This window comes from Bacillus suaedaesalsae (genome assembly GCF_016890225.1).
GTDB classification, from domain to species: domain Bacteria; phylum Bacillota; class Bacilli; order Bacillales; family SA4; genus Bacillus_BS; species Bacillus_BS suaedaesalsae.
Genome location: NZ_JAFELM010000013.1, coordinates 166060 through 181722, shown reverse-complemented (window position 1 = coordinate 181722; position 15663 = coordinate 166060). Strand labels below are relative to the sequence as shown.

General features: G+C 36.3%; 12 protein-coding genes. 8 read left to right on the top strand and 4 right to left on the bottom strand.

The features are described from left to right. Window positions 1–2 precede the first annotated feature (2 nt). The 3 genes from JR050_RS02750 to JR050_RS02740 all read right to left on the bottom strand — a co-directional run bounded on the left by JR050_RS02750 (window position 3) and on the right by JR050_RS02740 (window position 5112). Window positions 3–1493, bottom strand: a complete 1491-nt coding sequence (locus JR050_RS02750; RefSeq protein ID WP_204201984.1) for a peptide MFS transporter — start codon at window positions 1491–1493, stop codon at window positions 3–5. A gap of 338 nt (window positions 1494–1831) precedes the next feature. Beyond that, complete coding sequence (gene ltaS / locus JR050_RS02745; protein WP_204201983.1) at window positions 1832–3805, bottom strand: lipoteichoic acid synthase; 1974 nt, start codon at window positions 3803–3805, stop codon at window positions 1832–1834. 338 nt (window positions 3806–4143) lie between these two features. Further along, window positions 4144–5112, bottom strand: coding sequence for a sugar phosphate isomerase/epimerase family protein (locus JR050_RS02740; protein ID WP_204201982.1), 969 nt, complete (start codon window positions 5110–5112; stop codon window positions 4144–4146). Window positions 5113–5324: 212 nt separating this feature from the next. On the opposite strand from JR050_RS02740, the gene JR050_RS02735 reads away from it, so the two are divergent. The 8 genes from JR050_RS02735 to JR050_RS02700 all read left to right on the top strand — a co-directional run bounded on the left by JR050_RS02735 (window position 5325) and on the right by JR050_RS02700 (window position 15223). After that, a complete protein-coding gene (locus JR050_RS02735; protein ID WP_204201981.1) occupies window positions 5325–6314 on the top strand; it encodes a LacI family DNA-binding transcriptional regulator in 990 nt (329 codons plus the stop codon). 123 nt (window positions 6315–6437) lie between these two features. Beyond that, a complete protein-coding gene (locus JR050_RS02730; RefSeq protein WP_239454060.1) occupies window positions 6438–7397 on the top strand; it encodes a substrate-binding domain-containing protein in 960 nt (319 codons plus the stop codon). Between the two features lie 79 nt (window positions 7398–7476). Continuing rightward, window positions 7477–8979, top strand: coding sequence for a sugar ABC transporter ATP-binding protein (locus JR050_RS02725; RefSeq protein WP_204201980.1), 1503 nt, complete (start codon window positions 7477–7479; stop codon window positions 8977–8979). A gap of 3 nt (window positions 8980–8982) precedes the next feature. Next, window positions 8983–9957, top strand: coding sequence for an ABC transporter permease (locus JR050_RS02720; protein WP_346726695.1), 975 nt, complete (start codon window positions 8983–8985; stop codon window positions 9955–9957). Window positions 9958–9968: 11 nt separating this feature from the next. Further along, window positions 9969–11003 (top strand): Gfo/Idh/MocA family protein, encoded by a 1035-nt coding sequence (locus JR050_RS02715; protein WP_204201979.1) that lies wholly within the window; start codon window positions 9969–9971, stop codon window positions 11001–11003. A 287-nt stretch (window positions 11004–11290) separates the two neighbouring features. Then, a complete protein-coding gene (locus tag JR050_RS02710; protein WP_204201978.1) occupies window positions 11291–11842 on the top strand; it encodes a VanZ family protein in 552 nt (183 codons plus the stop codon). 176 nt (window positions 11843–12018) lie between these two features. Next, window positions 12019–13455 carry a DEAD/DEAH box helicase gene (locus tag JR050_RS02705; RefSeq protein WP_204201977.1) on the top strand — a complete coding sequence of 479 codons (1437 nt, stop codon included), beginning with the start codon at window positions 12019–12021 and terminating at the stop codon, window positions 13453–13455. A 106-nt stretch (window positions 13456–13561) separates the two neighbouring features. After that, entirely contained in the window at window positions 13562–15223 is a 1662-nt protein-coding gene (locus JR050_RS02700) for a ribonuclease J (RefSeq protein ID WP_239454058.1), read from the top strand. On the opposite strand, the gene JR050_RS02695 is transcribed toward JR050_RS02700, so the two are convergent. After that, window positions 15210–15479 (bottom strand): hypothetical protein, encoded by a 270-nt coding sequence (locus JR050_RS02695; protein WP_204201976.1) that lies wholly within the window; start codon window positions 15477–15479, stop codon window positions 15210–15212. The two genes, JR050_RS02700 and JR050_RS02695, sit on opposite strands and share 14 nt — an antisense overlap. Window positions 15480–15663 lie beyond the last annotated feature (184 nt).

Here is a 15663-nt window from a genome sequence, read left to right as displayed (position 1 = left end):
TGTTAATTGATACCCTTCATCAATTTCTGGATCTTTGGTGAGATCAAGAATAGGATGAGTGCTAATAGTATAGCTGCTCCACCAATTGTACCGAAGTACATTGTTTCGTTAGCTGGTGAGTAGAATCGAACTAATTGAGCGTTAATGGCTTGTGCTGCCGCACTTGCTAAGAACCATACACTCATCGTTTGAGCAGAGAACGCAGCAGGCGCTAATTTCGTTGTAGCTGAAAGACCTACCGGAGATAGTAATAATTCACCAAGTACGACGATAAAGTAGCTCAGTACAAGCCATAATGGGCTTACTAATGCATCTTCACCACTTATATAACCAGGGATTAAAATAACAAGGAATGATAATCCAGCAAATAATAATCCTAATGAGAACTTCTTAGGAATAGATGGCTGTCTATTACCGAGCTTTACCCAAATCCATGCAAACACTGGTGCAAGTAAAATAATGAATAGTGGGTTCAATGATTGGAACCATGCAGGTGATATGGTGAACCCTAAGAATTCCAATTGTGTACGCTTATCTGCATATAAAGCAAGAATGGTAGATCCTTGTTCTTGAATAGCCCAGAACATTGCAGCTGCAATAAATAATGGAATATAGGCAATTACACGTGAACGTTCTACATCTGTCGTTTTCTTACTATTGTACATAACTAAGAAGTAAGCAGTTGGTATCCCGATTCCTAAAATTCCAATTAAATTAATAAACGTATCAATTGTAAATAATCCGCGTGGAATTAAGTACGCTAATAAAGCACCAACTACAATAACTACTACACCAACAATTAATGAGTAGCGTTTTTTCTCGAGTGATGTAAGCGGGTTTGCTACCCCAGTTCCGGCAAGACCAAGATTTTTCTTTTTCGTCAGGACGAAGAGGACCAAACCAATCAGCATTCCAACTGCAGCAACTCCAAATCCTAAATGATAATCTGTTTTGGCTAATTCTCCTGTAATTAATGGTGATAGGAAAGCACCAAGGTTGATACCCATATAGAAAATACTAAAACCAGCATCACGGCGATTGTCATTTTCTGCATATATTTCACCAACGATGCTTGATACATTTGGCTTTAAAAGACCTGTACCAAGTACGATTAATACCATCGATGCGAATAACATAGCAATTCCACCAGGAAGTGCCAGAACAATGTGCCCAAGCATGATTAATATACCACCGTAAAACACTGCTTTCGATGTACCAAATATACGATCGGCAAACCATCCTCCGATTACACCAGACATATAGACAAGTGCACCATAAATGGACATAATCGCAAGTGCTTGGTTTTCATCGATTCCAAGTCCACCTTTAGAAACCTCAGTGTACATGTAATAAACGAGGATTGCTCTCATTCCATAATATGAGAAGCGCTCCCAAAACTCTGTGAAGAACAAAGTGAATAGACCTTTAGGATGTCCGAAAAATCCCTTTTGAGGTACACTATCCACAATTTTCTGTTTATTGATGTTTGACATAAGATGACCTCCCTTTAACCTATTCCATGTTATACCTATAAAATATTATTGTCAAAAAGTAATTTTTACTAATTTATCTAGATTTTTATGTAGAAATAGTGAGTTTTGAATAGTAATTTAGTTCTAAATTTACAGTCAAAACTGAACAATCAAAACATTTGTTGTATTATGTTACCACTGTCCACAAACTTTTAAACTCAAATAAAAAGGTTACTCTTCGATTTAAAAGGCTACTGAAAAGGTAAATAGGTCTAAAGCCTCCAAATAGAATATTAACCTCAATATCTACTTATCTATGAAAAAAACTGCCTAAGAAAAATTCTTAGGCAGTTTCTTTATTATTGCTCAAGTTCACCTTCAATTACATCTTTAACAACTTGAGGCTTTGTATAGTTATATTTTGATCGGTCAACAGGAGTGAAAGTTTCTGGTGTATAGAAACGGAACAAGTCTCCGTTGACCACTTTGTCTGAATAAGAAAGCTTCATTTCAGCACTAGCAAGATACTTTTGTGCATCTTCGAGTTTTTTCTCATCTTCAATTAATTCACCAGTTGAAGAGTCATAATACTTTCCGTTTGTATACGTGTAAAGAGGGCTTACAAAGTCACCATTACGGAATGGTACTAGTGGATCATGCTGTTCTGATAGTAAGTCTGTACCAATTTGAATGTGATCCTTTGTGTCTACACCTAATAAGTGTAATAACGTAGGCATTACATCAACTTGCCCGCCATACGTGTGATTGACTCCACCTTCAACACCAGGTGCATGTATGAATAGTGGAACACGTTGTAATCCTGCATTTTCAAACGTTGTAATTTCTTTGCCTAGCACTTCTGACATTGCACGGTTATGATTTTCAGAAATACCGTAGTGATCTCCATACATCACAATAACTGAGTTCTCATATAGTCCAGCTTCCTTCAGGTACGTGAAGAATTCTGCTAAAGCTTCATCAGCGTAACGTGCAGTTTGGAAGTAGTTATCAACAGATTTATCACCAGTTGTATGTGCTTCAATCGTTGTTAACTCTTGATTCATCTTATACGGGTAGTGATTTGTTACCGTAATGAACTTTGTATAAAATGGCTGTGGCAATGATTCTAATAATGGCATCGATTGCTTAAAGAATGGTTTATCCATTAATCCGTATTCGGCTAAATCTTCAGGAATAAGGTTATAGTAGCTTTCATCGAAAAAGTGATCATAACCAAATGATTTATAAATTTCATCACGGTTCCAGAAGCTTCCTTTGTTACCATGAAACACTGCTGATGTATAACCTTTATCAGCTAGAATTGCTGGTGCTGAATGGTACGTATTTAACCCTTTCGTTGTAAATGCTGAACCTTGTGGTAAACCATATAAAGAGTTATCAATCATAAATTCCGCATCAGCTGTTTTACCTTGAGCTGTTTGATGGAAAAAGTTATCAAAGTAAAGCGTGTTAGAGTCTTTTGCTAATGAATTTAAAAATGGTGTAACTTCTTGGTCGTGCAGCTTGTAATCAATTAAGAAGCTTTGAATCGATTCAAGATGTAAATAAATAACGTTCTTGCCCCCGGCAGCACCAAAGTATTTTGGGTTGGGTTCTGCATAATTAGAGTTAGTATAGTTCATTACCTCTGTCACTTCATCACTATCTGCCATTACACGCTGTGCAGAAGCTTTTGTGCTTTGTACAGAGTCATAAATTGTATAGTTGTACATTCCAAGGTATTTCACGATATAGTTACGGTCAAAACCACGTGTTAATAATTGAGGACGATCTACTTCTGCTAATCCTAGGTTAATTCCAGAGATAATTAAAGCAAACACATAAAGTGCAGAAAGCTTTAGACCTCTCATATTCGTGTTTTCTACCTTTACAACACGGAATGCGAGTATTGCAATTAAAAGAACAATATCAATAAAAATTAGCATATCATACGGTTTTAATAGGGATGTGATACTACCACTTACATCTCCAAAGTTTGATGTCTGCATTAACGTTGGCAACGTGATAAAGTCGTTAAAGAAGCGATAATACAACATATTTGCATATAATAGGAACGTTAAAAGGAAATCAATTGTTAGTAACGCAATATATTTTCTGCGGCCTTTAAAGAAAAAGGCTAGTCCTAAAAATAATAGAGATGAACCTAATGGATTTATAAATAATAAGAACTGTTGTAATGTATTATCAATACCTAAGTCAAATTGTGTAAGTTGAACAACATATGTTTTCATCCAAAGTAGGATGACTGCTAAAAAGAAAAAGCCTACATATTTATTAAAAATACCCGGACCTTTTTGAAGTAATTTATTCATTTTTAATACACCTACCTTTACTTTAACAATTATTACATAAATGAATTCAATTTTGGACAGGGAAATAGTTACAAATACAAGCATACTGGAAATATATGAACAAACTATGAACAAACAAATATTAAATTAACACCAAAGAGTATTTATACACCTTTTTAGGGTAAGAGTCAAGTGAAGTATTGGTAAAGCATGTCTACTCAAATACAGTATTCAATATGTATAAGCAATATGCTAAATAAATTTTGGGGAATAAAAATGGAGAGTAGATATATAGGAAGAAAGTAAAAAAAACTGAGTAAGAGAATATCTCATTACTCAGTTCGGATATAGTGTGAACTTTACGTCCACCACATTTGACCAATTGATTCTTTTACCATTACTGGTTGTAATGTTTCAACAGCTTTTGTGAAACCTTCCTCAATGGACATAAGTCCATCCTCATGTTCAATACTTACAACATAATCATAACCATAAAGGCGAAGAGTACTAATAATATCTGCCCAAGTTTTTTGATCATGACCGAATCCAACTGATCTAAAATACCAGGAGCGATCACGCATTTGAGCGTAATCTGTCATATCAGTAAGACCATTTCTATTCATATTTGGTTGATCCATAATCGTATCCTTCGCATGAAAATGGTGAATTGCATTTTCACGTCCTAATATTTTGATGGCTTCTATTGGATCAATGCCTTGCCACCATAAATGACTAGGATCAAGATTTGCTCCTATTGCCGGACCACAAGCTTCCCTGAGTCGAAGCATCGTTGCAGGAGTATGTACTGAGAAACCACCATGAAGTTCTAGACCAATTTTCACATTGTGCTTTGTAGCAAAATCGTTCTTTTCTCTCCAATAAGGAATGAGCTTCTCTTCCCATTGCCATTTTAAAACTTCTTGAAAATCATGTGGCCAAGCTGATACTGGCCAGTTGGGATATAGAGCATTTTCATGATCACCAGGACATCCGGAAAAAGTATTTACGACTGGTACGCCAAGCTTAGAGGCAAGTTGTATCGTTTTAGTTAGCACTTCATCAGCTTGTTCAGCGATTTTCTTTTGTGGGTGAAGTGGATTTGCGTGACAGCTTAAAGCACTAATCATTAAACCGTGGTCGCTTATCTTTTGCTTAAAGCTTTGTAAATGACCTTCATTATTTAATAATTCATCCAATTTACAGTGTGCATCACCAGGATATCCACCTGTACCTAATTCAATTGCTTCTATACCTTTTTGAGCCACATAATTTAACATGTCATCAAAACTTTTATCAGAAAATAAAACTGTAAAGACACCTAATTTCAATGAAGAGCCCTCCCTCGACGAAGTTATCTGAATACACAAAAATGTAATCCGTTACATTTATAACAATAAATAATTATTTCTACTAAATCAATATCTTTATAAAATTTAGTTTTTTTAATTGACAGTTATTTTAGAAAATATTACTATGAAAATGTAATCGATTACATATCTTCAAACAAAACGTTTTGAAATAGAAGGTAGGACAATGAGAAATGGCAAACATTCAACACGTTGCGAGGCAGGCGGGAGTTTCAGTAGCTACAGTTTCTAGAGTTTTAAATGGACAGGATACGGTGTCAGCTAAAACTAGAATTAAAGTAGAAGATGCAATCAAAAAATTAAATTACGAACCAAGTATGCTAGGAAGAAACTTAAGAAATTCTGAGAGTAGAATTCTGTTAATATTAATTCCTTCAATTAAAAATCCATTCTATTTAGAAGTCATTAAAGGAATTGAAAATATCGCGATCAGTCAAAATTACAATATTTTGTTATGTGAAACTGATTCCAATCCTGAAAGGGAAAATATTTATTTTGATCTCGTTCGGAAAAAGATGGCTGACGGTATTATCTCAATGGATCCAGCTGTTAATGTAGAAACATTAAAGAAGTTGGCAGAGAATCATGCGATTATCCAGTGCAGTGAGTACGCCGAGGACAGTGGGATACCGTATATTACAATTGATAATGAGGAAGCGTCATACCTGGCAGTAAAACATTTAATTAAGCTGGGCCATGAAAAAATCGCCTTAGTCAATTCTGATGAAAAGTACTTATATGCAAGACAACGTAAGTTAGGATATGTAAGGGCATTAAAGGAACATGGATTATCAATGAATGAGCAATACATCATCCATACAGAAGAATTAGGATTTGAACAAGGTCAACAAGCAATGAAAAAAATCATGCAATTAGCGGACCGACCAACCGCGGTATTTGCAGTATCAGATCTTCTTGCAATTGGTGCCTTAAAAGAAATAAATGCAAATGGATTGCATGTTCCAAATGACATGGCGGTAGTTGGTTTCGATAAAATCGATTTTTCAAATATGACAAATCCAACTCTTACTACAATCGCTCAACCAATGTATAAGATGGGAACAATCGCAGCCAAAATGCTCATTAACCAAATAAAAGGAGAACACGTGGATAGTATTATCCTAGACCATGAACTGGTTATTCGTGAATCTACACTAGGTTAACCGTATCACCTAAGATCAGCGCTCTGTTATTAAGAGTATTAATAATAGAGCGCTGACCTTAGATGTGAAATGTAATCGATTACATTTTGGGGGAGCTTAGAACAAGTAATGAAGGGGGAAATTATGTTGAAGAAGTTTTTAGTCTTATGTTTGTCTCTATTAACTGTTTTTGGATTGGTAGGTTGTAATACGGACGCAGGCGGGAAAGATGATGACCAATTAACGATTGGTATCTCATTACCTTCTGCAACACATGGTTGGATGGGAGCTTTAATTGATAGTGCTGAAAAGCAAGCGAAAGCTCTTAAAGAGAGTGAAGGCATTGATTATGTTATGACAAATGCAGCGGATCCAAACAAGCAAGCTAATGATGTGGATGATCTGATTGCACAAGGCGTAGATGTTATTGTTATGCTTCCAATCGAATCAGCAGCTCTTTCTCCAGTTGGACAAAAAGTAAAAGATGCGGGTATTCCTTTAGTAATTGTTGACCGTGAACTTGAAAATGATGCTGCTACTGTAGTTGTGAAAGGCGACAATGAAGGTATTGGTGTAAATGCAGGTAAGTATTTTGTGGAAAAGCTAAATGGAAAAGGAAAAGTAGTTGAAATTACTGGACCACCTAGCTCGGTAACTGAACAACGTGGAGCAGGCTTTAAAGAGGCTATGGAAGCAGCAGATGGAATCGAAGTAGTTGCTTCACAAAGCGGTGATTTCTCAACAGAAAAGTCTCTAGAAGTTATGCAAAACATTTTACAAGCAAACCCTCAAATTGATGCAGTTTTTACGCAAGATGATGGAATGGCATTAGGGGTATTACAAGCAATTAAAGAAGCAGGACGAACGGATATTAAATTCGTAACGGGTGCTGGTGGTGGTAAGGCTGTATTTGAAAACATTAAAGAAGATGGTTTAATTTCAGCTACATTCCTATATTCACCAACAATGGTTGAAGATGCTGTGAAAATTGCGGCAGATCTTGCAAAAGGAAATGATCCGGCTGAAACAATGGTTGTTAAAGAAGCAACACAAGTAACAAAAGAGAATGTTGATGATCATTATGATGCGGATTCAAAATTTTAAATAAGTGATAAGGAGATACAATTTCATGCTTAATGCTAGAATTGTATTTCCTCTTTTCCTATATAGGGGGGATAATCAAATGTCTATCAATCCTTTCATGATGATGAACAATATTGAAAAATCATTTAATGGAGTACAGGTTTTAAAAAATGTAACCTTGCAAGTACAAGAAGGCGAGATACATGCGTTGCTAGGAGAGAACGGGGCAGGGAAATCTACCTTAATGAACATTTTAGGTGGTGTACATCAACCCGATAATGGGTCCATTCACATTCATGGGAATGTAGTGAAGATGGCAAATCCAAGAATATCAATGGAGCAAGGGATTAGCTTTATTCATCAAGAACTAAATGTTGTGGCGGACCTTAAAGTTTATGAAAATATGTTTTTAGGATCAGAGCTACGTAGTAAGATTGGTTTTTTAAAAGTGGAAGAAATGTGCAAGAAGACTTCTGAGATTTTAGCGAAGCTAGGAGTGGAAATTAACCCGAAGGAATATGTTCGAAACCTTGATACCTCCTATAAGCAGCTAATTGAAATCGCAAAGTCACTTTTACATAACTCAAAACTAATTATCATGGATGAACCAACTGCTTCTTTAGCCGAACATGAAGTATCGCGTTTATTTGAATTAATGAAAAACCTAAAAAACTCCGGAGTATCTATTATCTATATTTCTCACAAATTAAAAGAGATTAAGGAAATATGTGATGTATACACGGTTTTACGTGACGGAGAAGTTGTCGGTACCGGAAGTATTAAAAATGAAAACTTAGATTCGATTACGAAGCTTATGGTAGGGAAGTCTATCTCGGAAGATCGACTGGTAAAGAGTAATAAGTTTGGTAATGTTCTTCTAGAAGTAAACAATTTATCTAGCCAAGGTTTATATAAGGATATTAACTTTTCAGTTAGAAAAGGTGAAATACTAGGGTTTACAGGTTTAGCTGGAGACGGAAGAACCGAGCTTTTTGAAAGTTTATTTGGATATCGAAAAAAATACACTGGTGAAATCAAAATAAATAACCAGCTGGTAAAAATAGATCATCCACGCCAAGCAGTTAAAGCAGGTGTGGGATTAGTACCAAAGGATCGAAAAGAAAATGCCATTATTAAAGATTTAAGTGTGATTCACAATATGAGTTTATCATCGATTGGTAGCTTTGAAAAAAACGGCTTTATCCAAGATAAGGTTGAAAAAGAAAAATTCCAATACTACAAAGAAAAGCTGAATATCAAGGTTCACAATCCAACGATAACAATTGATAAGCTAAGTGGTGGAAATCAACAAAAGGTCATAATTGCAAAATGGCTTGAAGTAGATACAGATATTATGATTTTTGATAATCCAACACAAGGAATAGACGTTGGAGCAAAACAAGAAATCTATCAACATATCATTTCTTTGGCTGAGCAAGGAAAAGCCATTATTATTCTTTCATCTGAAGCCCCTGAAGTACTAAAAGTCTGTCACAACATCAATGTGATGTATCAAGGGGAAATTACTGCTCGCTTTAAGGGAGCAGAAGCAACAGAAGATGAGATCATGAGTTATGCAACGGGATCAAAAAGGGGGGCCTAAATAGTGGCTAATTCAAATTTAAATCCAATACAACTACAAAGTAATACGACAAAAAGTCGCCTCTCTTGGCTTTGGTCAGAGTATAGCGTCATTATTGCATTTCTAGTTATTTTTATCGCTGCATCTATCCTGAGTCCTAGATTTTTAGATATCAACAACCAATTAAATATTTTAATGCAAGTATCGATTATCGGTATTGTTGCGTTAGGAATGACGGTTGTAATGCTATCTGGCGGAATTGATTTATCAGTTGGATCGGTATTGGTACTCGTTGGAGTCATTACGGTGTTAACACTTAATGCGACAGGTAGCATTTTTGTTGCCCTGTTAACGGCGTTAATAACAGGTGCTTTTGTAGGATTCTTGAATGGATTAATGGTAGCAAAGGGAAGAATAGCTTCGTTTATTGCTACGTTAGGGATGATGGCCGGAGCAAGGTCTATTGCGTTATATATTGCTGAAGGTGGAAGTATTTCGGGAGAAGTATCAAGCTTTACTGCTATTGCAAACAGTGAACTATGGATTATTGATTATCCAATCATCATCTTTCTTATTATGACTGCCCTTGTATATATCCTTATGCATAAAACGCGTTTTGGACGCTACGTGTATGCACTTGGAAGTAATGAGAAAGCGGCACTTCTTTCGGCTATCCGTGTGGATCGTATAAAGATTGGTGTATACAGCTTGGCCGGACTGTTAGTGAGTGTGGCAGCTGTTATTGAAACTTCACGTTTAAACTCAATTTCATCATCTAGTTCAGGTGTTCAATATGAGTTAGATGCAATTGCAGCCGTTATTATTGGTGGAACAAGAATGACTGGTGGTCGAGGGAAAATCATTGGTACATTTTTTGGAGTTCTTATATTAGGAATTTTAAATAACATGATGAACTTAATGAATGTTTCACCACATCTTCAAGGTTTTGTTAAAGGTTTAATCATAATCGTAGCGGTTGTATTCCAAAAGAGAGAATAGGAGGGATTCGATTGGGAATGAAGGTAGGAATAATCGGGTGCGGCTCCATCACGAAATTTCGTCATGCACCAGAGTATAAAGCAAATCCATACGTAGATGAAATCGTCTTTTATGATCGAAATGTTGAAAGAGCAGAGCAACTTGCAGGTATGTTCGGCGGTCGTGTAGCAAAATCGGTAGAAGAATTGTTAGAAGATTCAACGATACAAGCGATTAGCGATTGTTCATCAAATGAGTCTCATCATATTTTCTCGACAAAAGCGCTAGAAAGTGGAAAGCATGTGTTATGCGAAAAGCCTATTTCATTAACCATTGAGCACACAAATGAAATACTTGCTGCCCAGAAAAAATCAGGAATGAAATTAATGATTGGTCATAATCAACGTTTCACACGTGCACACCAAAAAGCAAAAGAAATTATTCAAAATAAAGAACTCGGTGAAGTATTAAGCTTCCGTACAACCTTTGGCCATGCTGGTCCGGAAACATGGGGAGTGAATAAGTCGAATTCAACTTGGTTCTTTAAGAAGGAACGATCAGGTCTCGGAGTTGCAGGAGATTTAGGGATTCATAAAATAGATTTGATCCATTTTCTATTAGATGACCAAGTTTCGCAAGTTAGTGCGTTCCAAGGTGCTCTTGATAAAGTGGATGAGAATGGAGACCCTATTGAAGTGTGTGATAATGTGGTAGCTACCTTAAAGACGAGTAAGGGGTATCTAGGTACAGCTTCGTTCTCTTGGACGTATTATGGTGAAGAGGACAATAGTACCGTTATCTACTGTGAAAAGGGTATTTTGAAGATGTATCATCGTGATGAATATCAACTAGAAGTGCTTAAAAATGATGGCGAAATAGTCCATTATAAACTTGAAGATATCCAAACGAATGACAATCAAACGAATAGTGGTATCATAGATGCCTTTATTGATTGCATACGACTAGATCAAACTCCACCTGTCACCGGTGAAGATGGTTTATCATCTTTAAAAGTAATTGTAGGTATGATGGAGTCAGCAGAAACAGGCAAAGTAGTTTCTATTTGAAAATTTATAAATATGAAAGCTGAGTAGGAGCAATTCCTGCTCAGTTTTTTTATTGAAGGCTCTTTTCGGAAAATTGATGCTAGTACCTATACTCTTGCAACCTAAGCGAAATTTTAATAGCTTCGACGAAAAGTTGCCCCGAAGCCTTACTAAAAATGTGTTTTTTGACATGAACATCTATTTAACAAATGCTCAAATTTAAGAAAACCTTAAGAAATTCGTTTACCAATTCTTCAGAAGTTTTGGCTATATTGATAAGACACAGTTAAAATTAGGAGGAATTCATTATGAAAGATTCAATCATGATCACCATCAACTCATGGTATGTGCTTGTCCCAGCATTAGTAGTATTTTTATTCGCAATGGTTTTTAAAGCAAGGAAGTTCTCAGTTAAGCAGTGCACACTTCTCGTAACATTTGCTATTTATGTTGCGGGGGTCATTCATTTTACTTTCTTCCCAATAGATGTGAATATCGGAATGTATGCAAATCAGACGCCATGGTATAAGACAATTAATTATATTCCGATCCTCACGATTGATGTTCAGACCTTTCTATTAAATATCATCATGTTTATTCCACTCGGGATGTTTTTACCATTTTTAAATCAGGAAAATAGTTCTGTAAAAAGGATTACAACGATTGGGTTTTATTCTTGCTTAAGTATAGAACTCCTACAATGCATCATAAAAATTACTTTAGGAAGTGGAAGAAGTACAGATATAAACGACCTGCTTACCAATACATTGGGTGCAGTGATTGGTTATTATCTTGTTAATAAAGTTATGAAAATTAAAATACTAAGAGAACAATTCGATACTTATAAATTACATGGGTGATCACTCAATAAGACTCAGTCAGTAAACGGAGTCTTTCTTTTTTTGCTGATTACGAAGAATAAAGTCATATCGTTCATTCTATCAAGTATAATGAACATATTCGAAATTTGTATATGATCGTTTTCTATGAGAATCCTATAAATGAGTCGGATAATAAAAAATAATGAGGTTATGAAATGAATTTTAATGATTATCAATTAAGTGATGAAATCACGCGAGCACTAGATGTATTAAAATATGAAACTCCTACTGAGGTTCAACGTGAAGTGATACCACAAGTGATGGGAAAGCGTGATTTAGTTGTGAAATCACAAACAGGAAGTGGGAAAACTGCGTCCTTTGGTATTCCGTTATGTGAACTTATTCAATGGGAAGAAAAATTGCCACAAGCGATCATTCTTACACCAACTAGAGAACTTGCTGTCCAAGTTCGTGAGGATATTACGAACATTGGAAGATTTAAGCGTATTAAGGCTATGGCTGTTTATGGGAAAGAACCGTTTGCGAGGCAAAAGGAAGAATTGAAACAAAAAACGCATGTTGTCGTCGGGACCCCTGGACGTATGATTGATCATATTGATCGTGGTACGTTAGCTTTAGACAAAGTAAACTATTTAATTATTGATGAAGCAGATGAAATGCTAAATATGGGCTTTATAGATAAGGTTGAAGAAATTATTAAACAACTTCCTTTAGAACGAGTCACGATGGTCTTCTCTGCAACCTTGCCGAAGGATGTTGAAAATCTTTGCCATAAATATATGAAAGAACCGGTCCACATCGAAATCGCTCCTTCAGAGGTTACAACAAAAGCAATCGATCACCGATTAATTGAAGTGAAAGAGGAAGAGAAAATTTCACTTTTAAAAGACGTAACAGTGGTAGAAAATCCAGAAAGTTGTATCATCTTTTGTAGAACAAAAGAACATGTTGATACGGTTTACAAAGAACTAGAGGAAGCAAATTATTCTTGTGAACGACTTCATGGTGGATTATTACAGGAAGACCGTTTTGCTGTTATGGACGGCTTTAAAACGGGGAACTTCCGTTATCTTATTGCGACCGATGTAGCTGCTAGAGGAATCGATATTGATAATGTAACACTTATTATTAATTTTGATGTTCCACTCGAAAAGGAAAGCTATGTTCATCGTACTGGTAGAACGGGACGAGCTGGTAACAAAGGTAAGGCTATTACCCTTGCGATCGAAAGCGAAGCCAAGTATGTGAGAGCTATTGAACGCTACATTGGATTCACCCTTCCGTTAATGGATGCGCCGTCGAAGCAGGAAGTGTCAAAAGGAATGGCGGCTTTCGAAGAAAAAATCGGTGGTCGCCGGGTAGTCAGAAATAACAAAACAGCAAGAATCAATCAAGATATCATGAAGCTCCATTTTAGTGGTGGAAAAAAGAAGAAATTTAGAGCTGTAGACTTTGTTGGAACCCTTTCGAATATCCCTGGAGTGACCTCAGAGGACATTGGGATAATAAGCATTCAAGACAATTTGACGTATGTAGATATACTCAATGGAAAGGGCTCATTAGTTTTACAAGCAATGGAAAACACAACAATTAAAGGTAAGAAGCTAAAAGTAAGTAAAGCGATGAAATAAGGTGAAGACGATCGAAAATATCGATCGTCTTTTTTATATCTAACACTAATAAGTGGAAGTGAAAGAGACATACTAACAGTAATATAAAACGTAGGAGGTACTTGCCTTGAGCACATTGTCTGTTTTTGCATTAGGTGGCTTACATGAAGTCGGGAAAAATATGTACGCTATCCAATACGGTGATGACATTATCATCATTGATTGCGGAAATAAATTTCCTGATGAAAGCTTACTTGGAATTGATTTAATTATTCCAGACTTAAGTTACTTAGAAGAAAATAAGGAAAAAGTGAAAGCACTTCTCGTCACACATGGTCATGAAGATCATATCGGAGGTATTCCTTACTTTTTGAAAAAACTGAACGTACCCGTCTATGCAACCCGTTTTACATTAGGATTAATTGAGTTGAAGCTAAGGGAACATAAACTTTTACGTGAAACTGAACTAAATGAAATTAACTCTGAGACTATGTTAACAATTGGAAAAGTGAATATCAGCTTTTTCAGAGTGAATCACAGTATCCCAGATTGTATCGGGATTTTATTCAACACCCCCGAAGGAAATGTCGTACATACAGGTGACTTCAAATTCGATTTTACTCCAGTGAATAATCAGTACGCAGATATACACAAGCTGGCCGAAATTGGTAGACAAGGTGTGTTACTTTTATTATCTGAAAGTACAAATGCTGAGCGTCCTGGGTTATCTCCGTCTGAAAGGATTGTTGGAGAACATGTGATAGAAGCATTTCTAAAGGCGGAAGGGAAAATTATTGTTACAACGTTTGCTTCAAATGTTAACCGACTTCAGCAGGTAGTAGAGGCGACCATTCGAACAAATCGAAAGTTAGTTTTGTTAGGACGTAGTATGGTAAATGTTGTGGACGTAGCGATTGAGCGAGGATATTTAGATGTTCCAGAAGGAATGATTATCGAGCAAAATGAAATTAATGATTATCCTCCAGAAAAAGTAACGATCCTTTGTACCGGAAGTCAAGGTGAACCGATGGCAGCACTCGCTCGTCTTTCAACAGGGAACTTCCGCGGAGTAGACATTCATCGTGGCGATACGGTGATATTTGCCGCCGGCCCTATACCAGGAAATGAACGAAATGTAACGCGAATCATTGATAATTTATATTCAATTGGAGCGAAAGTGATTTATGGAACAGGTAGTACAACTGGTATGCACGTTTCGGGACATGGTTACCAAGAAGATTTAAAATTAATGCTCACATTAATACAGCCACAATATTTTGTTCCGATTCATGGAGAACTGCGGATGCTGCATCACCACCGACTTTTAGCTGAATCTGTTGGTGTCGAGGAAGGGCATTCCTTCATATTAGAAAATGGGGATGTTGTTGATATCAAAAATGGGGAAGCACGTCAAACACGAAAAATACCTGCAGGTAACACGTATGTAGACGGTGTTGGAGTAGGTGACGTTGGAGAAATTGTATTACGTGATCGTAAACAGCTTTCAGAGGACGGTATGCTGGTAGTAGTGTTAACAATGAGTAAATCAGAGCGCAAACTTATCTCAAATCCGGACACTATCACACGCGGGTTCGTGTTTGTAAAGGATTCGGAGCAGCTACTTAGAGATGTGAACCGTTTGATTAAACAAACTGTCAATGACATAAAAACATCCGAACGTAGTCAATGGGGCGTTATTAAGCAAGATGTGAAGAAAACAGTCGGACAGTTCTTATATGAGAAAACAAAACGTAAGCCGATGATTCTTCCTATAATTATTGAAGTGTGATGCACCCGACTTTCGTTGGGTGTTTTTTTGTAAGGATTTGTAAAAGTCTCCAAAAAAGTGGTGAACTCGTCCAAAAAAACCAAAAAGTCGTCCAAAATAAAGCAAAACTCGTCCAAATAATACCTTGATAGTTAGTAATTGTTTCAATTGGTCCATTAGGCAATCTTACTGCAGTAACAAAAACATCGAAGACCTTTACTGGTGTTCCGTTCGGACTAAACGCTTCCTCTAAAAACCTTTTTCTTAAACCTAGCATCTTAACCCCTCCAAATATCTTGACTGAAAAGTATTGTCCTTCACTTTAATTCTCCAATAGTTAACATAATGCTTTTCTAACAATCTTGGTCTCCCTCTGCACAAAATAAAAAGAGCAGCTGCAATCGTGCAACCACTCCTTTGAAATATTTCCTTATTACCATAATAATCTGTTTAGAACCTAA